This is a genomic window from Mesorhizobium metallidurans STM 2683, assembly GCF_000350085.1.
Lineage (GTDB): Bacteria > Pseudomonadota > Alphaproteobacteria > Rhizobiales > Rhizobiaceae > Mesorhizobium > Mesorhizobium metallidurans.
The window spans coordinates 29,692-54,360 of record NZ_CAUM01000032.1; the positions used below are offsets into that span (position 1 = coordinate 29,692).

27 protein-coding genes and 1 pseudogene are annotated in these 24,669 nt (G+C 64.2%); 16 read left to right on the top strand and 12 right to left on the bottom strand.

Going from position 1 to position 24,669, the window contains the following annotated elements; genetic code table 11:
- Position 1 precedes the first annotated feature (1 nt).
- The 9 genes from MESS2_RS06360 to MESS2_RS06400 all read left to right on the top strand — a co-directional run bounded on the left by MESS2_RS06360 (position 2) and on the right by MESS2_RS06400 (position 8,218).
- The gene (locus MESS2_RS06360) at positions 2–694 is read left to right on the top strand and encodes a response regulator transcription factor (RefSeq protein ID WP_008873323.1); all 693 of its coding nucleotides are present in this window, start codon (positions 2–4) and stop codon (positions 692–694) included.
- On the top strand, positions 682–2,286 hold the full coding sequence (locus tag MESS2_RS06365) for an ATP-binding protein (RefSeq protein WP_040592323.1): 1,605 nt from the start codon (positions 682–684) through the stop codon (positions 2,284–2,286). The genes MESS2_RS06360 and MESS2_RS06365 overlap by 13 nt, the downstream gene beginning before the upstream one ends.
- Positions 2,287–2,310: 24 nt before the next feature.
- Complete coding sequence (locus MESS2_RS06370; protein ID WP_008873325.1) at positions 2,311–3,477, top strand: NAD(P)/FAD-dependent oxidoreductase; 1,167 nt, start codon at positions 2,311–2,313, stop codon at positions 3,475–3,477.
- 419 nt (positions 3,478–3,896) lie between these two features.
- Positions 3,897–4,502 (top strand): 3-isopropylmalate dehydratase small subunit, encoded by a 606-nt coding sequence (leuD, locus tag MESS2_RS06375; protein WP_008873326.1) that lies wholly within the window; start codon positions 3,897–3,899, stop codon positions 4,500–4,502.
- 60 nt (positions 4,503–4,562) lie between these two features.
- Positions 4,563–5,495: a hypothetical protein gene (locus MESS2_RS06380; RefSeq protein WP_008873327.1), complete on the top strand. Its 933-nt coding sequence runs from the start codon at positions 4,563–4,565 to the stop codon at positions 5,493–5,495.
- A gap of 305 nt (positions 5,496–5,800) precedes the next feature.
- Entirely contained in the window at positions 5,801–6,187 is a 387-nt protein-coding gene (locus MESS2_RS06385; protein WP_008873328.1) for a RidA family protein, read from the top strand.
- Entirely contained in the window at positions 6,184–6,534 is a 351-nt protein-coding gene (locus MESS2_RS06390; RefSeq protein WP_008873329.1) for a VOC family protein, read from the top strand. Before MESS2_RS06385 ends, MESS2_RS06390 begins: the two co-directional genes overlap by 4 nt.
- 88 nt (positions 6,535–6,622) lie before the next feature.
- Positions 6,623–7,726 carry a 3-isopropylmalate dehydrogenase gene (leuB, locus tag MESS2_RS06395; protein ID WP_008873330.1) on the top strand — a complete coding sequence of 368 codons (1,104 nt, stop codon included), beginning with the start codon at positions 6,623–6,625 and terminating at the stop codon, positions 7,724–7,726.
- A gap of 3 nt (positions 7,727–7,729) precedes the next feature.
- A complete protein-coding gene (locus MESS2_RS06400) occupies positions 7,730–8,218 on the top strand; it encodes a GNAT family N-acetyltransferase (protein ID WP_008873331.1) in 489 nt (162 codons plus the stop codon).
- On the opposite strand, the gene MESS2_RS06405 is transcribed toward MESS2_RS06400, so the two are convergent.
- Positions 8,208–8,900: a DUF805 domain-containing protein gene (locus MESS2_RS06405; protein WP_008873332.1), complete on the bottom strand. Its 693-nt coding sequence runs from the start codon at positions 8,898–8,900 to the stop codon at positions 8,208–8,210. The genes MESS2_RS06400 and MESS2_RS06405 overlap by 11 nt on opposite strands.
- Positions 8,901–9,331: 431 nt before the next feature.
- Positions 9,332–11,185 (bottom strand): DEAD/DEAH box helicase, encoded by a 1,854-nt coding sequence (locus MESS2_RS06410; RefSeq protein WP_008873333.1) that lies wholly within the window; start codon positions 11,183–11,185, stop codon positions 9,332–9,334.
- Positions 11,186–11,382: 197 nt separating this feature from the next.
- Here MESS2_RS06410 and MESS2_RS32145 point away from each other — a divergent pair, with 197 nt between their 5' ends.
- Together MESS2_RS32145 and MESS2_RS06415 are read left to right on the top strand one after the other, a co-directional pair.
- Positions 11,383–11,532, top strand: a complete 150-nt coding sequence (locus tag MESS2_RS32145) for a hypothetical protein (protein ID WP_157357628.1) — start codon at positions 11,383–11,385, stop codon at positions 11,530–11,532.
- Between the two features lie 106 nt (positions 11,533–11,638).
- Complete coding sequence (locus MESS2_RS06415; RefSeq protein ID WP_008873335.1) at positions 11,639–12,673, top strand: aspartate-semialdehyde dehydrogenase; 1,035 nt, start codon at positions 11,639–11,641, stop codon at positions 12,671–12,673.
- 187 nt (positions 12,674–12,860) lie between these two features.
- Here MESS2_RS06415 and MESS2_RS06420 read toward each other — a convergent pair whose 3' ends face one another.
- Positions 12,861–13,268, bottom strand: coding sequence for an ACT domain-containing protein (locus MESS2_RS06420; protein ID WP_008873336.1), 408 nt, complete (start codon positions 13,266–13,268; stop codon positions 12,861–12,863).
- Positions 13,269–13,451: 183 nt separating this feature from the next.
- Between MESS2_RS06420 and MESS2_RS06425 the strand changes: the two genes are divergently transcribed.
- The 3 genes from MESS2_RS06425 to MESS2_RS06435 all read left to right on the top strand — a co-directional run bounded on the left by MESS2_RS06425 (position 13,452) and on the right by MESS2_RS06435 (position 15,508).
- Positions 13,452–14,357: a bestrophin family protein gene (locus MESS2_RS06425; RefSeq protein ID WP_008873337.1), complete on the top strand. Its 906-nt coding sequence runs from the start codon at positions 13,452–13,454 to the stop codon at positions 14,355–14,357.
- Between the two features lie 360 nt (positions 14,358–14,717).
- Complete coding sequence (locus MESS2_RS06430; RefSeq protein ID WP_008873338.1) at positions 14,718–15,128, top strand: DoxX family protein; 411 nt, start codon at positions 14,718–14,720, stop codon at positions 15,126–15,128.
- A 116-nt stretch (positions 15,129–15,244) separates the two neighbouring features.
- Positions 15,245–15,508 carry a YMGG-like glycine zipper-containing protein gene (locus MESS2_RS06435; protein ID WP_040592326.1) on the top strand — a complete coding sequence of 88 codons (264 nt, stop codon included), beginning with the start codon at positions 15,245–15,247 and terminating at the stop codon, positions 15,506–15,508.
- Positions 15,509–15,569: 61 nt separating this feature from the next.
- On the opposite strand, the gene rpsP is transcribed toward MESS2_RS06435, so the two are convergent.
- The 4 genes from rpsP to MESS2_RS06455 form a co-directional block, all read right to left on the bottom strand.
- Positions 15,570–15,971, bottom strand: a complete 402-nt coding sequence (rpsP, locus tag MESS2_RS06440; protein WP_008873340.1) for a 30S ribosomal protein S16 — start codon at positions 15,969–15,971, stop codon at positions 15,570–15,572.
- 105 nt (positions 15,972–16,076) lie between these two features.
- Positions 16,077–16,403 (bottom strand): chorismate mutase, encoded by a 327-nt coding sequence (locus MESS2_RS06445; protein WP_006326941.1) that lies wholly within the window; start codon positions 16,401–16,403, stop codon positions 16,077–16,079.
- 7 nt (positions 16,404–16,410) lie between these two features.
- Positions 16,411–18,006, bottom strand: a complete 1,596-nt coding sequence (ffh, locus tag MESS2_RS06450; RefSeq protein WP_008873341.1) for a signal recognition particle protein — start codon at positions 18,004–18,006, stop codon at positions 16,411–16,413.
- Between the two features lie 387 nt (positions 18,007–18,393).
- Positions 18,394–19,323: a CPBP family intramembrane glutamic endopeptidase gene (locus MESS2_RS06455; protein ID WP_008873343.1), complete on the bottom strand. Its 930-nt coding sequence runs from the start codon at positions 19,321–19,323 to the stop codon at positions 18,394–18,396.
- A 93-nt stretch (positions 19,324–19,416) separates the two neighbouring features.
- Here MESS2_RS06455 and MESS2_RS33210 point away from each other — a divergent pair.
- Positions 19,417–19,558, top strand: a pseudogene (locus tag MESS2_RS33210) (type II toxin-antitoxin system RelE/ParE family toxin); the annotation flags it as partial.
- Positions 19,559–19,872: 314 nt separating this feature from the next.
- On the opposite strand, the gene MESS2_RS06470 reads toward MESS2_RS33210, so the two are convergent.
- The 4 genes from MESS2_RS06470 to MESS2_RS06480 form a co-directional block, all read right to left on the bottom strand.
- Entirely contained in the window at positions 19,873–20,475 is a 603-nt protein-coding gene (locus MESS2_RS06470) for a DUF1236 domain-containing protein (RefSeq protein WP_008873345.1), read from the bottom strand.
- 65 nt (positions 20,476–20,540) lie between these two features.
- Positions 20,541–21,638: a zinc-binding metallopeptidase family protein gene (locus tag MESS2_RS06475; protein WP_008873346.1), complete on the bottom strand. Its 1,098-nt coding sequence runs from the start codon at positions 21,636–21,638 to the stop codon at positions 20,541–20,543.
- A gap of 108 nt (positions 21,639–21,746) precedes the next feature.
- The gene (locus tag MESS2_RS33215; RefSeq protein WP_244439888.1) at positions 21,747–21,872 is read right to left on the bottom strand and encodes an FAD-dependent oxidoreductase; all 126 of its coding nucleotides are present in this window, start codon (positions 21,870–21,872) and stop codon (positions 21,747–21,749) included.
- On the bottom strand, positions 21,824–22,273 hold the full coding sequence (locus MESS2_RS06480) for an FAD-dependent oxidoreductase (protein WP_008873348.1): 450 nt from the start codon (positions 22,271–22,273) through the stop codon (positions 21,824–21,826). The genes MESS2_RS33215 and MESS2_RS06480 overlap by 49 nt, the downstream gene beginning before the upstream one ends.
- 256 nt (positions 22,274–22,529) lie before the next feature.
- Here MESS2_RS06480 and MESS2_RS06485 point away from each other — a divergent pair, with 256 nt between their 5' ends.
- Positions 22,530–23,327 (top strand): lytic murein transglycosylase, encoded by a 798-nt coding sequence (locus MESS2_RS06485; protein ID WP_008873349.1) that lies wholly within the window; start codon positions 22,530–22,532, stop codon positions 23,325–23,327.
- Positions 23,328–23,422: 95 nt separating this feature from the next.
- Here MESS2_RS06485 and MESS2_RS06490 read toward each other — a convergent pair whose 3' ends face one another.
- Positions 23,423–24,652, bottom strand: coding sequence for an argininosuccinate synthase (locus MESS2_RS06490; RefSeq protein ID WP_008873350.1), 1,230 nt, complete (start codon positions 24,650–24,652; stop codon positions 23,423–23,425).
- Between the last annotated feature and the right edge of the window lie 17 nt (positions 24,653–24,669).

The window sequence follows — 24,669 nt, forward strand, 5'->3', positions numbered from 1 at the left end:
CATGCCGCATCACATCCTCGTCGCCGACGACGACCCGCATATCCGCGAGATCATCTGCTTTGCGCTGGAAAAAGCAGGGATGAAGACGCTTCCCGTCGCCGACGGCGCGGCCGCCTTGCAGGCGATCGAACGCCGAGCGCCCGATCTTGTCGTGCTCGACATCGGCATGCCCGAGATGGACGGGCTGGAGGTGTGCCGGCGGCTCAGGCAGCGATCCGATGTGCCGGTGCTGTTCCTGTCCGCGCGCGATGAAGAGATCGACCGGGTGCTCGGGCTGGAAATGGGCGGCGACGACTATGTCACCAAGCCGTTCAGCCCGCGCGAACTGGTCGCCCGCGTCAACGTCATCCTGCGGCGCGCCCGCCCGGCGCCGGTCGAGATCGACGACCGGCTCTTCTCCCATGGCAGGCTCACTCTGGTGCCGGCCAGCCATACCGCCAGCTTCGACGGCAAGACGTTGGCGCTGACCGCAATCGAATTCTCGATCCTGAAAGGGTTTTTGGCGCGCCCTGCGCATGTGCTCGACCGCGAGAGGGTGATGGCCAGCGCCTATGCCGCCAACATCCATGTCGCCGGCCGCACCGTCGACAGCCATATCCGCAACATCCGCGCCAAGCTGGCGGCGGCCGGCTGCGAGGATGCGATCGAGACCGTGCACGGCGTCGGCTTCCGCCTCGGCAAATGCGGCGCGTGAGCGCGCAAAAATGGATCGGCGGCAAATGGCGGCCGCGGCTGGCCACGATCGTCGTCGCCATCCTGATCATGGTGATGGCGCTGCCGCTGGTCGGCCTGTTCTTCTTCAGGCTCTACGAGAACCAGCTGATCCGCCAGACCGAGGCCGAGCTGATCGCGCAAGGCGAGGCGCTCGCCGCGATCTATGCGTGGGATGTCCGCGAGGCCGGCATTCCGGCCGAGAGGCTCGGCGCGCCGATGCCCGCGGAGGCGAGTGAATATCCGAGCAGGAGCACCGAGCCGGACCCCCGTTACCGGCCGATCGAGCCGAGCCTAGATCTCGCCTCCGACAGCGTTCTTCCGACCCGGCCCGCCGCCGTTGCCGCCAGTCTCGACCCAGTCTTTGCGGCGATCGGCGCGCGTCTGTCGGGCATTCTCGACGCCACACAGAAAACCACGCTGGCCGGGTTCCGGCTGCTCGATCCCAGGGGCGTCGTCATTGCCGGGCGCGAAGAGGTCGGCCAGTCACTCGCCGGCGTCGAGGAGGTGCGCGAGGCGCTCGCCGGCCGCTATGCCAGCGCGCTCAGGCCGCGGATCCCCGACCAGCCGGCGCCGCCGCTCTATTCGGTGAGCCGGGGCACCAAGGTGCGCGTCTTCGTCGCCATGCCGGTCGCCGTCGACGGCAAGGTCGCAGGCGTCGTCTATCTGTCGCGGACGCCGAACAACATCGTCAAGCATCTCTATGGCGAGCGCGGCAAGGTGACGCTCGCGGCCATCGCCATTCTCGGCGGTACGCTGCTCATCGGCTTCGTCTTCCTGCGCACCGTCAGCCGGCCGATCTACGCGCTGATGGAGCGGACAGAGCGGATCGCTGCCGGCGACCGTACGGCGATCAGGCCGCTCGACCATCACGGCACGCGCGAGATGGCCGAGCTTTCGGCGGCTTTCCTCGACATGGCCGAAAAGCTGCATGCGCGCTCCGACAGCATCCAGACCTTCGCCACCCACGTCTCGCACGAGCTCAAATCGCCGCTGACGGCGATCCAGGGCGCGGCGGAGCTGCTGCGCGATTCGGGCACCGCCATGGACGAGGCCGAGCGGAAGCGGTTTTCGAACAATATCGTCACCGATGCCGGACGGCTCAATCTGCTGGTGCGCCGCCTGCTCGACCTGGCGCGCGCCGAAAACCTCGCCCCCAGCGGCGAAACCACATCGATGGGCGCCGCACTGGCGCTTTTGCCCGTGGACAAAAGACTGGCGGTCCATGTCGAGGCGGGCGGCGATACCGGCCTGCGCATCTCGGGCGAGAGCGCGGCAATCGTGCTTGCCAATCTGATCGACAATTCGGCGCGGCACGGCGCGAGCGCGGTTTCGCTCACGGCAAGCAGCGCGGACGGCAAGGCGACGGTTCTGGTGAGCGATGACGGCGCCGGCATTTCGCCGAGCAACCGGGACCGCATCTTCGAGCCGTTCTTCACCACGCGCCGCGATTCCGGCGGCACCGGCATGGGCCTGGGCATCGTGCTGGCCCTCCTGAAAGCGCATGATGGCACGATCCGGCTGGTTGACTCCGGGCGCGGCACGCGCTTCGAGATCATTTTGCCGGTTGCGTGAGGCGCCGGCGGATCGGAGAAAAAAGTGCGCTACGACGTCATCATCATCGGTGGAGCCATCGTCGGCTCCTCGGTCGCCTATTATCTGCGCGAGGAGGGGTTTTCGGGCACGATCGCGCTGGTCGAGCGCGATCCGCAATTCGCCCATGCGGCGACGACGCTGTCCTGCGCCTCCATCCGCCAGCAATTCTCGATCCCCGAAAACATCCGCCTGTCGCAGTTCACGCTGGAACTGTTCCGGCGGCTGACGGAGGTTTTTGGCGCCGATGCCGATATCGGCTTTCGCGAAGGCGGCTATCTCATCCTGGCCGGCGAGAACGGCCTGCCGATCCTCAAGGCGAATCACGAGGCGCAGATGGCCGAGGGCGCCGACATTGTGCTGGAAGATGCCGACCAGCTCACGCGCCGCTTCCCCTGGCTGTCGACTGAGGGCATCGCCGCCGGCGCCTATGGCCGCAGCGGCGAGGGCTGGTTCGACGCCCATGCGATGCTGATGCTGTTTCGCAAGGCGCTGCGCGAGAAAAAGATCGATTTCATCACGGCCGATGTCATCGGCATCGAGCGGCAGGGCGATCGCGTCACCGGCGTCAGCCTCGACAATGGCAAGAGGCTCGAAGCCGGCATCGTCATAAACGCCGCCGGGCCGAATGCCGGCAAGGTGGCCGGCATGGCCGGGCTTTCGCTGCCGGTCGAGCCGCGCAAACGCAACGTCTTCGTCTTCGAGGCGCGCGAGAAATATGCCGACATGCCGCTGCTGGTCGATCCCTCAGGTATCTATGTCCGGCCGGAAGGCTCGGTCTACATCACCGGCGGCGCCGAGCCGGAAGAGGGCGACGGCCCGGCCGATCCAAAGGATTTCGAGCCGGACTGGCCACTGTTCGAAGAGGTGATCTGGCCGGTGCTGGCGACCCGTATTCCAGCCTTCGAAGCAATCAAGCCGACACGGGCGTGGGCCGGGCACTACGACTACAACACGCTCGACCAGAACGCGGTGATCGGCCCGCATCCGCAGGTCGCGAATTTCCTGTTCGCCAATGGCTTTTCCGGCCACGGCCTGCAGCAGGCGCCGGCGGCCGGCAAGGCGCTGGCCGAGCTGATCGTGCATGGCGGCTACCGTACGGTGGACTGCGCGGCGTTTGGGTACAGCCGGGTTGCCGAGGGAAGGGCGTTTCGGGAGTTGAATGTGATTTAACACTGGCGGGCCGTGCTGGATAAAGCCGTCGATCGAGTTCCCGCCCACCCCCCTCTGGCCTGCCGGCCATCTCCCCCGCAAGGAGGGAGATCGAAGCTTGACTGGCGGCTCCAACCTTCCAACGCTGGTGATTGGCGAAAGCCGGGATGACAGCCAATCTCCCTCCTTGCGCCGCGGCCGGATTCCACCAGCACGCGGCAGAACTCGGCCGCATCGAGGGCCGGCTCGCTGGCATAAAGGATGTGGGAGTGTTTGCTCGTGGCCCCCAGATTGCACCAAGGAGCGGCGATTTCGAAGCCGTTTTCGCTCGACGCCTTGTGCTCCATGGGCCGTGCACAAACAGTTGCCTTTTATTTGCCCGCGGCTTTGTGTAAACCGGGCGGCAGCAAAATCCCCGCAACGAAACACGGGCAAAAACCATGGAAAAATTCACCAGGCTCACCGGCGTCGCGGCACCCATGCCGATCGTCAATGTCGACACCGACATGATCATCCCCAAGGACTATCTCAAGACGATCAAGCGCACCGGGCTGGGCACCGGCCTGTTCGCCGAGATGCGCTACAAGGACGACGGCTCGGAAAACCCGGATTTCGTGCTCAACAAGCCGGCCTATCGCAAGGCGCAGATCCTGGTCGCCGGCGACAATTTCGGCTGCGGCTCGAGCCGCGAGCATGCGCCGTGGGCGCTGCTCGATTTCGGCATTCGCTGTGTCATCTCGACCTCGTTCGCCGACATTTTCTACAACAACTGCTTCAAGAACGGCGTGCTGCCGATCACCGTCAGCCCCGAGGATCTGGAAAAGCTGATGGACGATGCCTCGCGCGGCTCCAACGCCACGCTGTCGATCGATCTCGAAGCCAAGGAGATCCGCGGGCCGGATGGCGGCGTGGTCAAGTTCGACCTCGACGACTTCAAGCGGCACTGCCTGCTCAACGGCCTCGACGACATCGGCCTGACCATGGAGAAGGCCGGCGCCATCGCCTCGTTCGAGAAGAAGAACGCCGAGCTGCGCCCCTGGGCCTGAGCGGTACGGTCTAACGGATAGCCCGGCCGCCACAAGCCGGGTTCGTGGCGGAGGAAAGTCATGACACGCTCGCTTCTTGTCGGCGCTTGCGCCGTTGCGGTGATGCTGGGACCGGTGGCGAGCGCCTATGCGCAGACCGAGACGCCCACTACGCAGCTGGCGCCAGCGGCCGAGAAGCCAGTCGCCGACCAGGGCACGGGGACGGATGCCGCCGACGCCGATGACGACAAGCAGGCGCCGATCCCGTTCGCGGGCGGCCAGCTGACCATCACGCAACAGGAGCAGTATGGCGAAAAGGTGCTGGCCTTCGACGGCAAGCAGCTGGCGAGCAATTACGACGTGTTCTTCGACAGAATAGTCAAGGTCGGCGGCGTCGATGTGGCTCTGGTCGATGTCGGCGACGGCGGCAACCAGTGCGGGCCGGCCAAGCTGATCGTGTGGAAGCCGGAAGGCGGCACGATCCAGTCGACGACGGTCGAACAGGACGAATGCGGCGCGCCGCCGGCGGCGGTGTCCGACAACGCCATCTATTTCGTGCCTTATCTGCTGCCCGGCGATTCGAAGCCGGCGCTGCAATGGTCGCCGACCGGTGGGCTGACGATTTCCGGCAATCTCGCTTACATGCCGGAACCCGGTACCGACTGGAAGGACATCGACCCGGCGAAATACGACAACATCATCGATGCTTTCCACAATGAGGCCGTCTACAAGGAGGCCGAGAAACTGCTCGGCAAGGAAATGACCGACATGGCGACCAGCCTGCTGGTCGGCGGCGGCACCGAGAAGATGGCGTCGGGCGCGTTTTACGCCAGCGGCTGCGTGCCGCATGATTGCGGCGGCAATGACGGTTTCATGGCGGTCGACCCGGCCAGGCAGACGCTCTATTTCGCCCGGCAAGGTGACAATGGCGAGCCGGACGCGTGGCCGGCGATGAAGACCTGGCCGGCTGACATCAAGGAGGCGCTGGACAAGGCGCTGGGGTCGGCGAACTAAGGTTTTGTCCGGCGGCGGCGACCGCAACGTCGTGCCGCAGAAACTGTTCCGCCGCGATCCGTCCCACCCCCCTCTGCCCTGCCGGGCATCTCCCCCGCAAGGAGGGAGATTGGCAGCTTCGTCGTTCCGCCTATCTTGCAACGGCGATGATCGGCGAAAACCGTCGCGACCGCCGATCTCCCTCCTTGCGGGGGAGATGGCCGGCAGGCCAGAGGGGGGTGCTGTCCCGCCGACATCAACCGCTTTGGCCCATGGTCAGCCCTGCCTTTTCCGCGCAAAATGCCGGCAACCACCGCGAGGAACCCATGCGAAAACTCATCTCCACCGGATCGCCCTTTGAAAAAACCGCCGGCTATTCGCGTGCGGTCGTACAGGGCGACTGGTGTTTTGTCTCCGGAACGACCGGTTACGACTATGCCACCATGACGATGCCGGAGACGGTCGAGGCGCAGACGCGCAATTGCCTGGCGACGATTTCCAAGGCGTTGCGGGATGGCGGCTTCGACATGGCCGATGTCGTGCGGGCGCACTACTACATCACCGACCAGGCTTTCGTGGATATCGTCTTCCCGATCCTTGGCGAGGCGTTTGGCGAGATCAGGCCGGCGGCGACGATGATCGTCTGCCAGCTCAACAAGCCCGAGATGAAGATCGAGATCGAAGTCACGGCGCTGCGGCGGACGGTTCGATGAAAGTCCGGCGCATCGTTGCAAACATAGACACGCAGGATATCGCTGCGGCAAAGCGCTTCTACCAGGACGTGCTCGGCCTCGATCTCAAGATGGATCTGGGCTGGATCGCCACCTATGGCGCGCAGGAGACAATGACCGTGCAGATCAGCTTCATGGCCCAGGGCGGCTCCGGCACGCCGGTGCCGGACCTGTCGATCGAGGTCGACGATGTCGATGCGGCGCTCGACGCGATGAAGACCGCCGGCTTCGCCATCGAATACGGGCCAGCCGACGAGCCCTGGGGCGTACGGCGCTTCTATGTGCGCGATCCGTTCGGCCGGCTGGTCAACATTCTCGCGCATCGGTGACCACGCTTCCCATGCGCAGGCTTGCGCGCCGGGCGCTTGGCGTTTAGCAAGGCCGCGGTTTCTCCGAACAATATTGGGACGGTTCTCCATGGCTTCGAAAAATCTTCTCCTGCTTGCCGGCGACGGCATCGGCCCCGAGGCGATGGCCGAAGTGAAGAAGCTGATTGCCGCCATGAACGACAAGCTCGGCAGCAGTTTTACCACCGACGAAGGCCTGGTCGGCGGCTGTGCCTACGACGCGCATGGCGCGGCGATCTCCGATGCCGACATGGAGAAGGCGATGGCGGCGGATGCCGTGCTGTTCGGCGCCGTCGGCGGGCCGAAATGGGATGCGGTGCCTTACGAGGTGCGCCCGGAAGCCGGACTGCTGCGGCTGCGCAAGGACATGGAGCTGTTCGCCAATCTTCGACCGGCGATCTGCTATCCGGCGCTGGCGGCGTCATCCTCGCTCAAGCAGGAGGTGGTCGAGGGTCTCGATATATTGATCGTGCGCGAACTCACCGGCGGCGTCTATTTCGGCGAGCCGAAGCAGATCATCGACCTCGGCAACGGCCAGAAGCGCGGCATCGACACCCAGGTCTACGACACGTTCGAGATCGAGCGCATTTCCGGTGTTGCGTTTGAGCTGGCGCGGACGCGCAAGAACCATGTCACCTCGATGGAAAAGCGCAACGTCATGAAGTCGGGCGTGCTGTGGAACGAGGTCGTCACTCAAACCCACAAGGCCAGATATGCCGACGTCAAGCTGGACCACATGCTGGCCGATGCCGGCGGCATGCAGCTGGTGCGCTGGCCGAAACAGTTCGACGTCATCGTCACCGACAATCTGTTCGGCGACATGCTGTCCGACATCGCCGCCATGCTGACCGGCTCGATCGGCATGCTGCCTTCGGCGTCGCTCGGCGCGCCGGATGCCAAGACGAAAAAGCGCAAGGCGCTCTATGAACCGGTGCATGGCTCGGCGCCCGACATATCAGGCAAGGGCATCGCCAACCCGATCGCCATGATCGCCTCCTTCGCCATGTGCCTGCGCTATTCCTTCGGCATGGCGGCGGAAGCCGACAGGCTCGAAGGTGCGATCGCCGCCGTGCTCGACGATGGGCTGCGCACCAAGGACATCCTGTCCGAGGGCATGACCGAGGTCGGCACCGTTGAGATGGGCGATGCGATCATCGCCAGGTTCCTGGGCTGATCCATGGCGGTCGACGTCCGCTGGGCGACGACCGGTGATGCGGCGGCACTCGCTACCATCCTGTGCGAGATGGCGGTGCATTACCGCCAGCCGCCTCTCGATCATGAGCGGGCACTGTCTGCGGCGCACAAATGGCTTGGCGAGGAAAGCCCAGCCTATCCGCATTTCGCGCTCGCCTTCTTCGATGGCGAGGTGTCGGGTCTGGCCTCGGTCGCCATCGCGCATCCCGGCATCGATCTCGAGCGGCTCATGTTCCTCAAGGATCTGTTCGTGCGCGGTGGCGCCCACAACGAAGGCGTCGGCCGGGCGTTGATTGGCTTTCTCGCCGGCCATTGCCTCAGCCAAGGCATCGGCCGCATCGACCTGACCACGGAGGACTGGAACGAAGGCGCGCTACGTTTCTATGCCAGGCTCGGCGCTGAGCGTCACGACCAGAAGGTCTTTCTCAGGCTGTCCGGGGAGGCGCTCAAGAAAGTCCTGGCTAGATCCTGACGCCTGCCGGCACCGGACCCCACTGGTTCTCGCGGCCTCGAGTCGGGAACAGTGCGAAGACCAGCAGGATCAGGCCGCCGAAGGTCGGGATCAGGAAAAGCAGGACGAGCCAGCCGGTCAGGCCGAGATCGTGCAGGCGACGCACGTTGAGTCCGAGCCATGGCAGTACTGTCGCCAGCAGGAAGAGGCCGCAAAGGCCGACCGTCACTGCCGGCAATTCGTCGAGATTGGCCATGGCGTCGTCGATGAAGACGCCGATGCCGCCAATCACCAGCAGCGCGATCGTCCAGAACAGGCAATAGCCCCAATATTCCTTGCGGCGGGCGCGACCGGCGAAGTTGAAGTAATTCTCGATCAGACCCCGCCAGAAGTAATCCCATAATCCGGTGGCCGCAGCGGACTCGTTCTCGGCGAACCGGCCGAAATGTTGCGGCTTGGGCGCTTCGGGGGTGCTGGTGGACTGAGACGGTGCGGCGTCAGCGGCCGGATCGGCTGTTTGCTCGCGGACCGAAAAAACGTCGCGCGCTTTTCCGCCACCCGGCTGGAACTCGACCAGCGTGCCCTTGGCCATCGACGTCTCGCGGCGCAGATTCTCGCGCGCGAAAGTGTAGCGATTGCCGTCCGCTCCGGTGATAAAACCGAAGCCCTGGTCTTCGTCATAGTGAAGAACCTCGCCGCGCATGCTTTGCCCACCCCATTCGCGTCTTGCCCAGACTGTTCAAAGTTCCAGCGAACCGCAAGGGGTGTGTGAAAATGGAGAAGCAATCGCTCCAGGCAGTGATAGCGCCCCACTTGTGTTGAAGACGACCGATCGTCGAAGTCGGCGCCGCCTCTCATCGCCATGCCCGTCCTCCGCAGCAGCTGCGCTGCAGCTGCGGAGAGTGGACCGGGCACTTCTCCCCGTATAGTGACGGGGAGAAGTGAGCCGTCATCGCCGGTTTCGCCAATCACTGGCGTTGCGGAAAGAACGCCGAGGCTTGCGACCAGCCGGCTTCTCCCCGTTTACGGGGAGCGGCAGGCGGATGAGGGGCAGCGCAAACCTGAATCGATTGCCTTGGCGGAAGACAGCCCTTTGCAGGCTATGACAGGATACCAACGATGGCGTGCAGATCGCTACGCCGGTCGCGTCTTCGATTTCTTGTGTTTCGCCGGTCCGGCCTTGTCGAACTTCGGCTTGCCCGGCTTCTTTGCCCAGGGCTTTGCCTCGAAGGTGCCGGCATCGTGCTGCCCGGCCGGCGCGCGCTTTTCGAATTTCGGCTTGGGCGCGTTCGGATCGAACGCTCCCTTGCCGCGATGCGGCTTCTTGTCGGGCTTCGGCGGCTGATAGCCGGCCCGCGACAGATCGGGCGTGCCTTCGAGCCGCTTCACCGCGATGTTGTTCTGCAGCTTGCGATCCGGCCCGATCGCGGCGAGGAAGCGGTCGGCCCAATCGGCTGATATCTGCACGAAGGTTTCCTCCGGCTGCATCTTGATGGCGCCGATCTCGCGCTTGGTGATGCTGCCGGTGCGGCACAGCATCGGGATCAGCCAGCGCGGCTCGGCATTTTGCCGGCGGCCGACCGACAGCGAGAACCAGACGCTGGCGCCGAAATCGTCGCGGCGACTGGGTTGCTCGTCGCGCCGCGCAAACTTCTCGCCGGACGGGGTGAATGGCGCGATGTCCAAAAGATCCTCCGGCGCCGAGCGGCTGGAGCGGCACATGCGCACGAAAGCGGCCGCCACCAGTTCGGCGCCATGTCTCTCCAGAAGCGTGTCGACGAAGCCGCGCTCGTCATCGCTCACCGGTTCGCTGAAGGCCGGATCGGCGAGGATGCGCTCGTCGTCGCGCCTGAGCACGTCGTCGGCCGAGGGCGGGCTCGCCCATGTTGCCTTGAGCCCGGCGTTCTGCAAAAGCCGTTCCGTGCGCCGGCGGGCGCTGTTGGGCACGATCAGCGCGCTGACGCCCTTTCGCCCCGCGCGTCCCGTGCGCCCGCTGCGGTGCAGCAGCGTCTCCGGATTGGTTGGCAGGTCGGCATGGATGACCAGTTCGAGATTGGGCAAGTCGATGCCGCGCGCCGCGACATCGGTGGCGATGCAGACTTTTGCGCGGCCGTCGCGCATCGCCTGCAGCGCGTGGCTGCGCTCGTTCTGGCTGAGCTCGCCCGACAGCGCCACGACGGAGAAATTGCGGTTGTTGAAGCGCGCGGTCAGATGATTGACGGCGGCGCGGGTGTTGCAGAACACCAGCGCGTTCTTGGCCTCGTAGTAGCGCAGCACGTTGATGATGGCGTTTTCCCGGTCGGCCGGGGCGACGCTCAACGCCCGGTACTCGATGTCGAGATGCTGCTTCTCCTCGCCGGCGGCCGAGATGCGCACGGCATTGCGCTGGTAGCCCTGGGCGAGCGTGGCGATGGAGCGCGGCACGGTGGCGGAAAACATCAAGGTGCGGCGCTCGGCCGGAGCGGCGTCGAGGATGAATTCCAGATCCTCGCGAAAGCCGAGGTCGAGCATCTCGTCGGCCTCGTCGAGCACCACGGCCTTCAACGCCGACATGTCGAGCGAGTGCCGGGTGATGTGGTCGCGCAAGCGTCCGGGCGTGCCGACGACGATATGCGCGCCGCGCTCGAGCGCGCGCCGCTCGGTGCGCATGTCCATGCCGCCGACGCAGGACGCCACCGTGGCGCCGGTCAGCTCGTAAAGCCATTCCAGTTCGCGCGTCACTTGCAGGGCGAGCTCGCGTGTCGGCGCCACGGCCAGCGCCAGCGGTGCAGCGGCGTGGGGAAAGCGCTCGGCGCCGCCGAGCAGGGTCGGCGCCAGGGCAAGGCCGAAGGCGACAGTCTTGCCGGAGCCGGTCTGCGCCGAAACCAGTGCATCGGCCTCGCCGAGCTCGGGGGCCAGAACCGCCTTCTGCACCGGCGTCAGCGCGACATAGCCGCGTTTTTCCAGCGCCGCTGCCAGCGCAGGAACAATACTATCGAAATTGGACATCTTGCTCTTTCGGAATCGGATACTTCTGTGCCCGGCAATGGGCTTTCGTCGGCGGGCACAGAGACGCTCAATGAGCCGGACGGTCCCGCCGTTCGTACTTCGCGCCGCTGTCATTGTACAGGGCAAGCGCGGTGCTCGTTGCAATTGACTCTTTGCGCAAAGCGCGTAAAAGCCCGCATCGAACGGGATCGTCCTCGATGCGCGGCCTTTTGATGGCTCTTCTTGCAGTCGATGCCCCCAGCAACGATGCGCAGCATTGGGCCGGGTGCTTCGGCGTGTCTTACCGTTCCGCCAAAACCCCATTCTTGGCCAAAGAAATCGGCAAAACCACCACCAAAACGGTGTGATTCCCTTGGCCTAACCACCCTCTCCCGGGTCCGGCCCGGGGGTTGAAACCCGCATCGGCCGGCGGGTTTTCTCCAAACCAAAGCGGAGAGGGACAGGAGATTTCTGATGAGTTTCAAGGTTGCGATCGTCGGCGCCACAGGCAATGTGGGCCGGGAAATGCTCAACATACTGGAAGAGCGCGGTTTTCCGGTGAGCGAAGTGGTGGCGCTGGCCTCGCGGCGCAGCCAGGGCACGGAAGTGTCGTTCGGCGACCGCACGCTGAAGGTCAGGGCGCTCGACCAATATGACTTTTCCGACACCGACATCTGCATCATGTCGGCCGGCGGCAATGTCTCGAAGGAATGGTCGCCGAAGATCGGCAAGCAGGGCTGCGTCGTCATCGATAATTCGTCAGCCTTCCGCTACGACCAGGACGTGCCGCTGATCGTGCCGGAAGTGAACCCGGATGCGATCTCGCTGTTTACCCGCAAGAACATCATCGCCAACCCCAACTGCTCGACGGCGCAGCTCGTGGTGGCGCTGAAGCCGCTGCATGACGCCGCCACCATCAAGCGCGTCGTCGTCGCCACCTACCAGTCGGTATCCGGCGCCGGCAAGGAAGGCATGGACGAATTGTTCACGCAGACGCGGGCCGTGTTCGTCGCCGATACCGTCGACGTCAAGAAGTTCACCAAGCGCATCGCCTTCAACGTCATCCCGCATATCGACGTCTTCCTCGACGACGGCTTCACCAAGGAAGAGTGGAAGATGGTGGCCGAGACCAAGAAGATGCTCGATCCCAAGATCAAGCTGACGGCGACCTGCGTGCGCGTGCCGGTGTTCATCGGCCATTCGGAAGCGGTCAACATCGAGTTCGAAAAGCCGATCACCGCCGACGAGGCGCGCGATATCCTGCGCGAGGCGCCGGGCTGCCAGGTCCTGGACAAGCGCGAGGACGGCGGCTACATCACGCCGCTGGAATCGGCTGGCGAGGACGCCACCTTCATCTCGCGCATCCGCGAGGACTCGACCATCGACAACGGCCTGTCGATGTGGATCGTCTCCGACAATCTGCGCAAGGGCGCGGCGCTCAACGCTGTGCAGATCGCCGAGTTGCTGGTCGAGCGCGGACTGATCCAGCCGAAGAAGAAGGCGGCTTGATTCTCGCTCACGGGCCGCACCGCCGCTACCGCGGCTGGCCCTGCGCGGGCGCGCCGGACGACCGGCGGCCCGCAGTCGCGGGCTCGGCCTTCGGCCGTCAGCTCCCCTTCTCCCCGTTCACGGGGAGAATATCCCGGCAGGGGGATGAGGGGCGGCGCCGGCGTTTCAGACTTCGCATTGGCCGGCATCACCTCCGGCTCTCCTCCGCCAGCTTTTCCAACATCGCCAACGCCTCTTCCGCCCTGTCGGCCGGCACGAACAGGTGGTCGTGATAAAAAGCCGAGACCGGGTTGACGCCCATGCCGGCGGCCGCCAGCCGTGTGGTGACGGCGGCGAGGAAGCCGACGTCTTCGAGTGAGGAATGGATGTTCAGGGTGATCATGCGGCTGGGGAATACGCCGTCCAGGCCGGCCGCCCTTGCCTGATCCTCGAGCACGATCAGCGTCGTGCCCTCGTGCTCGCGAAACAGCATCACCGGGTCGAGCCTGCCGGGAACCGGCTCACCGGGTGGCAAGGTGACGAAGACATGGATGCCGGCAAGCAATTGCGGTGTCATCGTCGCCAGAAGTTTCTTCAGGTCGGTCTCGCCGCTCATTGCTGTCCTCCCACCGATGTTCTTGCAACATCCGTCTGCGATCTCACTATCCGTGGTGGGGAAAGGCCGATAGTCCCGGTGCACAGGCGACATGGTCATGTCGCTGGCGGCTGAGCTTACATATCTACTGCATCGCACAATAGAGAGGTTCAAGACCACGTCCGGTCGCAAAGGCTTCCTCAAATGATCGTTCGTCCTCGGCCCACGTTCCTGCAGCTGTTCTTCGTCATGCGCGGTTCGGTGGTGCCACGCATCCTGCCGCAGATTTTCGGTTTTGCGATCTATTCCGCCGTCATTCTCGCCCTGGCACGCTGGTTCCAGCTCGATCTCGGCGTCTTCAACATCACGCCTTTCGGCCTGGTGGGCGTGACATTGTCGATCTATCTCTCGTTTCGCAACAATGCCGCCTACGACCGCTGGTGGGAGGCACGCAAGCTGTGGGGCACGCTGGTCTTCGAAATACGCAACCTGGCGCGCGCCACGACCAGCCTGATCTCCGACCAGACAGAACAACGCGCCTTGCTCATGGAGGCGCTTGCCTTCTGCCATTTCCTGCGCGGCCAATTGCGCAAGATCGACAGCGTGAAAGACACCCGCGCCTTCATCGATGCCGAGGCGGATACGGTCGCAAGCTTCGCCAACCCGGCGGACGAGATGGTCAGGCGCATGGGCCGGCGCGCCAATGCGCGGCGCCGGGCAGGCGAGATCGATTCGATCGGCTTCCGCATCCTGGATGAAAGGCTGGCATCGATCACCGCCATCCAGGCTGGCTGCGAGCGGATCGCCGGCACGCCATTGCCCTTCGCCTACACGCTCCTGGTGCATCGCACGGCCTACATTGTGTGCCTGCTTCTGCCTATTGGGCTGATCTCGACCACCGGCTGGGCGACGCCGCTGTTCATGGCGCTGATCGCCTACACCTTCTTCGGCCTCGACGCGCTTTCGGAAGAGCTCGAGGATCCGTTCGGCACCGAGGCCAACGACCTTGCCCTCGACGGACTCTGCCGCGTCTGCGAAATCTCGGTGTTCGAGGCGCTGGGCGAAACACCGCCGAAAATGATCCCGGCCGAAAAGTTCTATTTCTCGTAGGTTCGACATGGGCGGGGTTCTGCTCGCTGTGACATCCACTTGTCGCGGCGGTGTGGGAACCTTGAGGCTGGAGGGACAGCACCCCCCTCTGACCTGCCGGCCATCTCCCCCGCAAGGAGGGAGATTAGCAGCTTTGCCGCCTCACTTACCTTCCAACATTGGCGAAAGCTGAAGTGACATCCAATCTCCCCCTTGCGGGGGAGATTGTCCGGCAGGACAGAGGGGGGTGTGACGGATCGCTACAGAACGGCTTTCGCTGCGCCGGCGCCAGAAAGAATCCGACCCCTGTAGGATCGTCGCTTGGTGCCGCGTCCTTGGTTCGAAACCCGGCAAAGGGTTCTAACACTCAGGAGGAACACCATGAGCATTTCCGAAACCGCATCCCTCTCACCGCGCGCGCTGTGGACCGGCCGCGTGCTCAGCGCCGTCATCGTGCTGTTCATGGTCTTCGACGGCGTCATCAAGCTGCCGCCGCTCGATGTCGTCACGCAGACCATGGTGCCGCTTGGCTGGCCGGCCGACGCAAACGTCGCCCGCATGCTCGGCGTCATCGGGCTGATCTCGACGGCGCTCTACGCCTTGCCGCGCACCTCGGTGCCCGGCGCCATCCTGCTTACCGCCTATCTCGGCGGCGCCATCGCCACCAACATGCGTGTCGGCAGCCCGCTATTGTCGCACACGCTGTTCGGCGTCTATCTCGGCATCATCCTGTGGGGCGGCCTGTATCTGCGCGACCCACGGGTGCGCGCGCTGATCCCGTTCAGCCGATAAGCGCAAGCAAAGGAGAAGCAGATGCGCTGAGAACGCTGGCTCCCGGATCAATTTCCCACATCCGTGCGTTATCGGCACATGGCAGGTGGACTTATTTTGCTCCCGGAGGAACGACAATGAGAAAGACGATGCTTTTGCTGGCTCTGCTGATACCGCTCGGCGCCTGCTCGCAGACAGAGAAGGGGGCGGCGGTCGGTGGACTGGGCGGCGCGGCGATAGGCGCTGCCGTGGCAGAGGATCCGGTGGAGGGGGCTGTCGTCGGTGGCGCTGCTGGCGCCGTCGCCGGTGCGCTGATCGGTCGCGCCAGTGAAAGCGGCCAGTGCCGCTACCGCGACCGCTATGGGCGCGTCTATGTCGCCCGTTGCCCGCAGGGTTATTGATCGATCCTCAAAGGAAACGGCGGGCAAAGGGCCGCCGTTTCCGCAAAGGACAGAAAGCGGATTATTCCGCGGTCGCGGCTTCCGCCTCGGCCGGGGCGGCCGCAGCGGCGGCAACAGCGGCAGCGGCATCGTCCTGCGCCTTCTTCAGCAGGGCGGCGCGTTCCTGCGCCTTCTTGCCGGGCTCGGCCTTCTTCGGGTTGGAGCGGGCCTCGCGCTTGGCAAGGCCGGCCTCGTCGAGGAAGCGCAGCACGCGGTCGGTCGGCTGGGCGCCGTGCGACAGCCAGTGCTTGACGCGGTCGGCGTCGACCTTGACGCGTTCGCCGTCCTTCGGCAGCAGCGGGTTCCATGAGCCGAGCGACTCGATGAACCGGCCGTCGCGCGGCGAACGGGCGTCGGCGACGACGACGTGGTAATAGGGACGCTTCTTCGAGCCCGCACGGGCCAGTCTGATCTTCAGTGCCATTGTTTTCTCCTAAAAAGCTCTGATTTCGTTGATCGGTTTTTCGGTTAAAATCTCTGGTTATGCATGTCGCCCAAAACCGCTGCGCACTTTTTGGGCGACATGCACTTAGCCGGCTTTGGTTATGCCGTTCGAGGCGGCGATCTGCTCATGATGCCGGATCACTTCGCGGACGACGAAGTTGAGGAATTTCTCCGCGAAATCCGGGTCGAGATGGGCGTCCTTCGCCAGTTGGCGAAGACGGGCGATCTGCTGCTGCTCGCGCGCCGGATCGGCCGGCGGCAGGCCATGTTCGGCCTTCAGCACGCCGACCGCCTTGGTGCAGCGAAAGCGCTCGGCCAGCATATGGATGAGGGCTGCGTCTATGTTGTCGATCGAAGCGCGGTAGCCGGCCAGAATCGTCCGTGCGTCGGCCATGTCCTTTTCTTCGTTCATCGTATTCTCACTTCTTCTTGCCAAGACCGGGCAGTCCGCCGCCGGGCAAGCCGGGCAGCTTCATGCCGCCGGGCAGGCCGGGAAGGCCACCGCCACCGGGCAGACCGGGCAAGCCCTTCATGCCGCCGAGACCGGCGGCCTGCGCCTGCTTCTGCAAGGCTTCGAGCTGCTTGGGGTCCATCTTCGACAAATCGGGCATACCCCCCATGCCGCCCGGGCCCCCCATACCCCCTGGCATCATGCCGCCGAGGCCCATCTTCTGGGCGAGGCCGCCCATCATGCCGCGCATGAGGCCGCCTTTGCCCTTGCCGCCCATCGCCTTCATCATGTCGGCCATGCCGCGATGCATCTTGAGCAGTTTGTTGATCTCGGCCGCGTCGGTGCCGGAGCCGGCGGCGATGCGCTTCTTGCGCGAGTGCTTCAGGATGTCGGGATTGGCGCGCTCGGCCTTGGTCATCGACGAGATGATGGCGAGCTGGCGCCCGAACATCCTGTCGTCGAGGCCAGCGGCAGCCATCTGGTCCTTCATCTTGCCCATGCCCGGCATCATGCCCATGATGCCGCCCATGCCGCCCATCTTCGACATTTGCTGAAGCTGGCCGGCGAGGTCGTTCAGGTCGAACTTGCCCGACTGCATCTTCCTGGCCATCGCCGCCGCCTGCTCGGCGTCGATGTTCTCGGCGGCCCTCTCGACGAGGCTGACAATGTCGCCCATGCCGAGGATGCGGTCGGCGATGCGCTTGGGATGGAACTCCTCCAGCCCGTCCATCTTTTCGCCGGTGCCGATCAGCTTGATCGGCTTGCCGGTGACGGCGCGCATCGAAAGGGCAGCGCCGCCGCGGCCATCGCCGTCCATGCGGGTGAGCACCAGGCCGGTGATGCCGACGCGCTCGTCGAAGCTCTTTGCCAGATTGACGGCGTCCTGGCCGGTCAGCGAATCGGCGACCAGCAGAATCTCGTGCGGCGACGACACTTTCTTGATGTCGGCCATCTCGACCATCAGTGGCTCGTCGATATGGGTGCGGCCGGCGGTGTCGAGGATGACGACGTCATGGCCGCCGAGCTTGGCCGCCTGCACGGCGCGCCGCGCGATGTCGACGGGGCCCTGGCCGGCGACGATCGGCAGCGTCGCGACCTTGACCTGCTCGCCGAGCTGGCGGAGCTGCTCCTGTGCGGCGGGGCGCCGCGTGTCGAGCGAGGCCATCAGGATCTTCTTGCTCTGACGCTCGGAAAGCCGCTTGGCGATCTTGGCCGATGTCGTCGTCTTGCCGGAGCCCTGCAGGCCGACCATCATGATGACGACAGGCGCCGGCGCGTTGAGGTCGATGGCGACGCCTTCGGCGCCCAACATTTCGACCAGTTCGTCATGGACGATCTTGACGACCATCTGGCCGGGCTTGATCGACTTGACCACGGCGGCGCCGACGGCCTTCTCGCGCACCTTGTCGGTGAAGGAACGCACCACTTCCAGCGCCACGTCCGCCTCGAGCAGCGCGCGGCGCACCTCGCGCAGCGCCGCCGAGACATCCGCCTCCGACAGGGCACCGCGGCCGGTCAGGCCGTTCAGGATCGAACCAAGGCGCTCTTGTAGGGACTCAAACATTGGTCAACCCGCCGCGCGACAGCGTCTTGGATTCATTTTGATCCCTGTCGGGCCGATGGCCCTCCACGCCTCTTGTGCGCTCCTGTAGCGATTCAAACATTCTTTTTCCTTTTCCCTGGCACCCGGATAGTGCCCGAGAGGTAGTGCGTTCGCGTCAAGTGTCCAAACAAAAGCCGGTGCAAGCGCAAAGCCAAAAAGCACCCGGGGGCGCACTGCGCTGCCGGGTGTTGGCCTCCAGGATCGATTTACAGCACCCGCCTCAAAGAGGTTTCGGCGTCCTGGTCGGCTTGCTCGGAGGGATACTCGTCGCGGAATTCGAGGGCTGTAGACAGGAAATCGGCCGCGGAGTCAAGGTGTGGTCAGAATACGGTTACGTTCGGCTCGGGATCATGATCTGTCCGGCTCGACCTTCAGCGGCGAGCGCGGATGCAGGAGGAGCAGGATCGTCAGCAGGCTGCAGGCGATGCCGATCGCGGCGATGAGAGCCGCGTCAAGCGTCGTCCAGCCGGAACCTTCGAGCGGCTTGGCGTTGAACAGGGCGAAGGAATTATAGCTCTGCTGATGCGAAATCAGCAGAAACCCGGTCAAATTGTTGCCGAGATGGACGCCGAAGGCGGCACCGAGATTGCCGGTGGCATAGACGAGAAGCGTCAGGAGCAGCGTAAAAGCGGCGATCGAGGCCAGCACGCAGGCGTTGATGGCGGCGCTCGAGCTTGGGCTCCAATGCATCGAGGTGAACAGAAGCCCCGGCAGCAGCGCCCAGATGAAGGGATTTTGAAACCGGCTGGCGAGGCCCCTCAAGAGATAGCCGCGGAACAGCACCTCTTCGGACGAGGCCTGCAGCAGAGTCAGCACAGCGATCGGGATCAGAAAGACAAGCCAGGTCGAGAAGTCGATCGCACCGCGTGCAATATCGGGCTGCAAGATATAGAGCAGGATCTCGGAGAGCGCCGAGGTGATCAGCACCGCGGCCAATCCCTTGAGGAACCCCGAGCGCGAGACATGGCGGCTCGCGCCGAGCAGCGCCGTCAGCGACTCGCGATGGACCCAGCGCATGGCAACCCACAGGCCGATCCAGATGCCGGCGAAGGAGGCGAGCGCGGCAAGAATCCCGGCGGGCGACGCCATGAAGTCCTGCACTGTGCCCGCCGATGCCTGCCACAGCGCAAAAAGATAGGCGCCGCCGAGCAGCACGACCATGGTCGTCGCGACCCAGAACAGGATGACGATCGCCGATCCGAACAGCAGGCGCGGCAGGGTCGTCTTGTCGTTGGGGGTGCTTCGGTAGCGCTCGAAGGCGGATGGATCTGATATCACGCGGGTTCCCTTGACGAACGCATTCAGGCCGCATGATCTATGGGATTGGCGCCTCGCGCGCAATCATCCTCGTCGATGTACAGACGCGCGGCCGACTTGAGAACGCCGGCCGGCAACAGGCTGGAAGCGTCGAAGAGCGATCGGGCTGGTCAGCATTCGATCCGCAAACGACCAATTCCGGATTTGCTTCCGGTGGGTGGAAGGCGGCGCCGAGGACGTAGAAATCGCCGACTACAGCCAGGAGCTTTACAATGTTGAACCTCGACGTACCAATCCACCCGGGCGAACACCCTTGCCAAGAAGCTGCACGTGCCCCCGCACCCGCATCGAGCGTCTGGTGCACGAAACCACGCCGATAACGTCGGATACCGCGCTTCGTCTTGCCAAGTCTTCGGCACGACGCCGAGGTTCTGGATGAATATGCAGGCCAGCCATGACCTTGCGGTTGAAAGCCAGGCCAAGAAGGCAGAAATCGACGCCATCGAGCAGATGCAAGCTGCCTGAAGCGTCGCGACGGGCGGCGGTTACCGCCGCCCGTCGATGATCTCGTCAGCGCACGACGTACATGATGCGCCGCGTGGCCGGATCGACCAGCGCCGGCTGGCCGTTCACATAGACATAGCGATAGTCGTAGTCCGGAATCTCACGCAGTTCGACGCTGTCGGGCAAGGTTGCGCCGGTCACCACCTCGCCATCGAGATAGACCGGATCGAGCCGATTGGTGTCGACGTAAGTGCGCACCTCGGCCGGCAGTCGTCTTATAGGTTCGATCGGCTCGCCGGCGACGATCGCGCCGGTATAGGTGTCGGAATACTCGTCGCTGTCCGCCGGCGGCGTCACGATGGTGATGTCGGCGTCGGCCGGACGCCGCGTCAGCACGACCCGATCGCCGCCGAAATCGGCGGTCACGTAGTCGGAATAGATCCAACCCTGGCCGCCTGCCTCGGCGATGGTGCACCATTTGCTGTTTTCGATGCAGCCGTCGAGCGTCGCCGACTGGCCTGCGGTGAGCACGCCGATGACCGGGTATTGCGGGCCGGGGCCGGCGCGCACATTGAGATCGGCAATGGCCGAAACGGCAGTGTCGGCCAAGGCCGTCCCCGACATGGCGGCAAGCGCGCCGGCTATGGCAGGAAACAGTAGGCGTTTCATGGTTTCGCTCCGTTTTTCACAATCCCTCGCGAACGGAAACGAGGCAAACCCCTCATGCGTTCCGGCTAAAATGCCCCGGCCGGCTCACGATTTATTCCGATTTCTTTCGTTACCCCGGTCAGAAGGTCGTGGATAAAGGCCAGCTTTTGCGCCGTTCGATCCGAGATGACGAAGGGATAGAGGTCGGGCAGGCCCATGCAGCGATTGATCGAGTTGGACGCCTCCGACAGCACCAGCCAGCGGGCCAGGATCTTTTCAAAGGGTTCCGGCGTGGCGGCGGGTTCGGCAGGCGCCGCCTGCAGCTTGCCGCCGGTATCGCCCTGCGGCAGAGCGTTGGTTTCCACGGTTTCCAGCCGGCCGAGCGGGAAATTCAGCGCATGCACCATTTCCAGCGTATCGGTGATGTGCAGATGGTGCGCCCATGTTTCGGCCCAGTCCTCCCAGGGGTGGGATGTGGCATAGGCCGAGATGTGGCCCTGCTGCCAGTCGGGCGCAGCGCCATTGGCGTAGTAGACCTTCAGCGCCTGCTCGTAGTCGGGGCGTTCGTCGCCGAACAAAGCGCGGAAGGCGACAAGCCTCTGCGGATCGTCGCGGATCAGGCGGTCCCAGTAATAGTGACCAAGCTCGTGGCGGAAATGACCGAGCAAGGTGCGGTAGTTCTCGCCCATCTCGACGCGCCGCTTTTCGCGTTCGGGCGAATCCGCCTCGGCGACGTTGAGCGTGACCAAGCCATTGTCATGGCCGGTCAGAATACGCTCGCCGCCAGGGCCACCACCGATCGGATCGCCGAGGAAGTCGAAGGCGAGGCCGGTTTCGTCACCGACATTCTGCTTGGGCGCGACCGGCAGCCCAGCGGCAAGCAGCGAATAGATCGCCCGCTTCTTCGCCGCCTCGACGCGGATCCAGCGGCGACGGTTGCCATCGACCGAAAGGTCGGGGATCAGTTGGTTCAGCACGCAGGCACGGCAGAAGGCATGGCCCGGCTCCGCCATCCAGTTGCAGGCGCACTCGTCGGCATTGGTGCATTGGAAGACGCCGTCCGCGCCCGACAGGGCAAAGCGCGCATGCCCGGGATCGTAGAGCACGAGACTGGCGCAGTTGAGGCACTGGGCGTTCTCGAAATACAGGCGGTGGCCGCAATGCGGGCAGTCGAAGAGCTTCATCTCGGTCTCAAATCATCAGGGGGTCCGCATCCCGGACCAGGGTGACGGATATAGTGCGGGGCCATCCGGTGCCCAAACGCCTGTCGGCGGCCAGCGTTCCCGCCAACGCTATTTTGCCGCAAGCCGGGCGACGACCTGCCGCGCCACCGCCTCGCCAGACAGCCGCGCGCCGCCGCAGGTCTGCATCAGCGGACCGGCCAGATGCTCGCCGGCGAAGAAGATCTTTTCAGCCACCGGCTGCATCGGCGTGGCGCGCCTCCGAACGGAGGGGGCCGCCGCAGAGGCGCCGCGCACAAGCGCTCGCCGCCCCAATTGGTCATCATGGCGCGTCCGACATGCTTTCTTGTATCGGTGCCGAAGATGCCGCATAGCCGGTCGACGACGAAATCGACGCCCGCCGCCGACATCTCCCAGGCGAAATCGCCGCCGAAACAAGGATTGCGGTCGGCGGCATGCAGCCAGGCGCAGCCGATGTCGAAGGGCACGCCGAAATGCTGATCGCTGGTCCAGGCGCGGCCGCCGGTGCGGTTCATCGCTTCGAACAGCTTGAAGGAAAGACCGGCTGCGCCAAGGGTCCTGGCGGCGGCAGGCTCGGCCGAGCCGGCGCCAACGATCACGACATCAACGTCTTCCATGAATATCTATCCCCGCCACAAATAATCGCTTGATCGTAGGCAAGTTCTGCGGCATTCGCCAGCAGGGCGCAGGGGACGCGTAAACGACTTCTTACCGCATCTGCCCGAAAATCGGAGTCGACTTTCGGAAAGCATGATAAGCGGGTTCAAAGTGTCGGAGTGTACTTCGTGCGTGCGAATGGACCAGAAGTGACAAACGTGCGTTTCGCTGGCAAATTCGCAACCGGGATGTGATTCAGGCAATCAGGAGAACAGCATGGCATTTCTTGCCAAGGGAAAAATGTTTGCAGCGGCCACGGTGGTGGCGGTGCTTGCGCTGGCGACGGGCGCGCAGGCGGCCAGCTGTGGCAAGAGCGGCGCCGGCTTCGCTGCTTGGAAGCCGGAGTTTGCCGCGGAGGCCAGGGCCAACGGTGTGGGCGCGAAGGGGCTGGCCGCTTTGGCCAGCGCGACCTACGCAACGAGGACGATCGCCGCCGACCGCGCCATCCACAAGGCCTTCAGTGGCTCGGTGGAAGCTTTCATGAAGCGCCGTGGCGCGTCCGCGATCATTGCCAAGGGCCGCGCGCTGAAGAAGGCGAATGCAGGGATGTTCGACAAGATCGAACGGACCTACGGCGTGCCGCCGGGCGTGTTGCTCGCCATCTGGGGTATGGAGACCGGCTTCGGTTCCTCCATGGGCAACCAGAATACGGTCTCCGCCATTTTAACGCTTGCCTATGATTGCCGCCGCCCGGAATTCTTCTACCCGCATGCCATCGCAGCGCTGAAGCTGGTCGATCGCGGAGCTTTGAGCGCCTCGTCGGTCGGCGCCATGCATGGCGAGATTGGCCACACGCAGTTCCTGCCCGGGAATGTCATGAAGTATGGCGTCGGCAGCAGAAATCTGCGCGACAAAAGCACTGCGCTGGCTTCCACCGCCAACTTCCTCAAGGGTCAAGGTTGGCGGGCCGGTGCGAGTTACGAGGCGAATATGGGCGCAATTGCCGGCTGGAATTCGGCGGGCGTCTACCAGCAGGCCATCGCCCGCATCGCCACGGCGATCGATGCCGACTGATAGAAATTCTCTATTCGACAGAATAGCCCGGCCATGCGCCGGGCTTTTTTGTTGGTCTAGAGATCCGGCGAAAGCCGGGTTTTTGGATATGATGGTCAGCTTCTGCGGTTGCGCGCCGCCAGCGTGCGCAGCCGTAGCGCGTTGAGGCGGATGAAGCCTTCGGCGTCCTTCTGATCGTAGGCGCCGCGGTCGTCCTCGAAGGTGACCAGCGCATCGGAATAGAGCGTCTTCTTCGACTTGCGCCCGGTGACGATCACATTGCCCTTGTAAAGCTTCAGCCGCACCGTGCCTTCGACGTCTTCCTGGCTCTTGTCGATCATCGCCTGCAGCATCAGCCGCTCGGGCGCGAACCAGAAGCCATTGTAGATCAGCTCGGCATAGCGCGGCATGAACTCGTCCTTGAGGTGGGCGGCACCGCGATCGAGCGTGATCGATTCGATCGCCCGGTGGGCGGCGATCAGGATCGTGCCGCCGGGGGTTTCATAGACGCCGCGCGATTTCATGCCGACGAAGCGGTTCTCGACCAGGTCGAGGCGTCCGATGCCGTTGTCGCGGCCGAGATCGTTGAGCGCGGCAAGCATCGTGGCCGGCGACAGTTTCTTGCCGTCGAGCGCGACCGGATCGCCCTTCAGGAATTCGATCTCGATCTCGGTGACCTTGTCCGGCGCGTCCATCGGCGAAATCGTACGTTGGTGGACGAATTCCGGCGGCTCGGTCCACGGATCCTCCAGCACCTTGCCCTCGGAGGAGGAATGCAAAAGGTTGGCGTCGACGGAAAACGGCGCGTCGCCCTTCTTGTCCTTGGGCACCGGAATCTGGTGCTGCTCGGCGAAGTTGATGAGATCGGTGCGCGACTTGAACGACCAGTCGCGCCAGGGCGCGATAACCTTGATATCGGGGTTCAGCGCATAGGCCGAGAGCTCGAAACGAACCTGGTCGTTGCCCTTGCCGGTGGCGCCATGGGCAATGGCATCGGCGCCGGTCTCTTTTGCGATCTCGACCAGGTGCTTGGAGATCAGCGGCCGCGCGATCGAGGTGCCGAGCAGATAGGTGCCTTCATAGACGGTGTTGGCGCGGAACATCGGGAAGACGAAGTCGGCGACGAACTCCTCGCGAACATCGACGATGCGGATGTCCTTGATGCCCATCATCTCGGCCTTGCGGCGCGCCGGCTCCAACTCGCCGCCCTGGCCGAGATCGGCGGTGAAGGTGACGACTTCGGCGCCGAGTTCGGTCTGCAGCCATTTCAGGATGATGGAGGTGTCGAGGCCGCCGGAATAGGCGAGTACGACCTTCTTGACGTCTTTTATCTTGCTGGGGGACATTTTGGCGGTTCCGCGCG

Bases quoted from the DNA above. Each gene is read 5' to 3' on its own strand.
- MESS2_RS06435 (WP_040592326.1), top strand. From the start codon at position 15,245: ATGAGAAAGACGATGCTTTTGCTGGCTCTGCTGATACCGCTCGGCGCC.
- rpsP (WP_008873340.1), bottom strand. From the start codon at position 15,971: ATGGCACTGAAGATCAGACTGGCCCGTGCGGGCTCGAAGAAGCGTCCC.
- MESS2_RS06480 (WP_008873348.1), bottom strand. From the start codon at position 22,273: ATGGAAGACGTTGATGTCGTGATCGTTGGCGCCGGCTCGGCCGAGCCT.
- MESS2_RS06390 (WP_008873329.1), top strand. From the start codon at position 6,184: ATGAAAGTCCGGCGCATCGTTGCAAACATAGACACGCAGGATATCGCT.
- MESS2_RS06380 (WP_008873327.1), top strand. From the start codon at position 4,563: ATGACACGCTCGCTTCTTGTCGGCGCTTGCGCCGTTGCGGTGATGCTG.
- MESS2_RS06410 (WP_008873333.1), bottom strand. From the start codon at position 11,185: ATGTCCAATTTCGATAGTATTGTTCCTGCGCTGGCAGCGGCGCTGGAA.
- MESS2_RS06420 (WP_008873336.1), bottom strand. From the start codon at position 13,268: ATGAGCGGCGAGACCGACCTGAAGAAACTTCTGGCGACGATGACACCG.
- MESS2_RS06425 (WP_008873337.1), top strand. From the start codon at position 13,452: ATGATCGTTCGTCCTCGGCCCACGTTCCTGCAGCTGTTCTTCGTCATG.
- MESS2_RS06490 (WP_008873350.1), bottom strand. From the start codon at position 24,652: ATGTCCCCCAGCAAGATAAAAGACGTCAAGAAGGTCGTACTCGCCTAT.
- MESS2_RS06475 (WP_008873346.1), bottom strand. From the start codon at position 21,638: ATGAAGCTCTTCGACTGCCCGCATTGCGGCCACCGCCTGTATTTCGAG.
- MESS2_RS32145 (WP_157357628.1), top strand. From the start codon at position 11,383: ATGCGCGGCCTTTTGATGGCTCTTCTTGCAGTCGATGCCCCCAGCAAC.
- MESS2_RS06445 (WP_006326941.1), bottom strand. From the start codon at position 16,403: ATGAACGAAGAAAAGGACATGGCCGACGCACGGACGATTCTGGCCGGC.
- MESS2_RS06400 (WP_008873331.1), top strand. From the start codon at position 7,730: ATGGCGGTCGACGTCCGCTGGGCGACGACCGGTGATGCGGCGGCACTC.
- MESS2_RS06430 (WP_008873338.1), top strand. From the start codon at position 14,718: ATGAGCATTTCCGAAACCGCATCCCTCTCACCGCGCGCGCTGTGGACC.
- MESS2_RS06360 (WP_008873323.1), top strand. From the start codon at position 2: ATGCCGCATCACATCCTCGTCGCCGACGACGACCCGCATATCCGCGAG.
- MESS2_RS06485 (WP_008873349.1), top strand. From the start codon at position 22,530: ATGGCATTTCTTGCCAAGGGAAAAATGTTTGCAGCGGCCACGGTGGTG.
- MESS2_RS06365 (WP_040592323.1), top strand. From the start codon at position 682: ATGCGGCGCGTGAGCGCGCAAAAATGGATCGGCGGCAAATGGCGGCCG.
- MESS2_RS06415 (WP_008873335.1), top strand. From the start codon at position 11,639: ATGAGTTTCAAGGTTGCGATCGTCGGCGCCACAGGCAATGTGGGCCGG.
- MESS2_RS06405 (WP_008873332.1), bottom strand. From the start codon at position 8,900: ATGCGCGGCGAGGTTCTTCACTATGACGAAGACCAGGGCTTCGGTTTT.
- MESS2_RS06470 (WP_008873345.1), bottom strand. From the start codon at position 20,475: ATGAAACGCCTACTGTTTCCTGCCATAGCCGGCGCGCTTGCCGCCATG.
- ffh (WP_008873341.1), bottom strand. From the start codon at position 18,006: ATGTTTGAGTCCCTACAAGAGCGCCTTGGTTCGATCCTGAACGGCCTG.
- MESS2_RS06385 (WP_008873328.1), top strand. From the start codon at position 5,801: ATGCGAAAACTCATCTCCACCGGATCGCCCTTTGAAAAAACCGCCGGC.
- leuB (WP_008873330.1), top strand. From the start codon at position 6,623: ATGGCTTCGAAAAATCTTCTCCTGCTTGCCGGCGACGGCATCGGCCCC.
- leuD (WP_008873326.1), top strand. From the start codon at position 3,897: ATGGAAAAATTCACCAGGCTCACCGGCGTCGCGGCACCCATGCCGATC.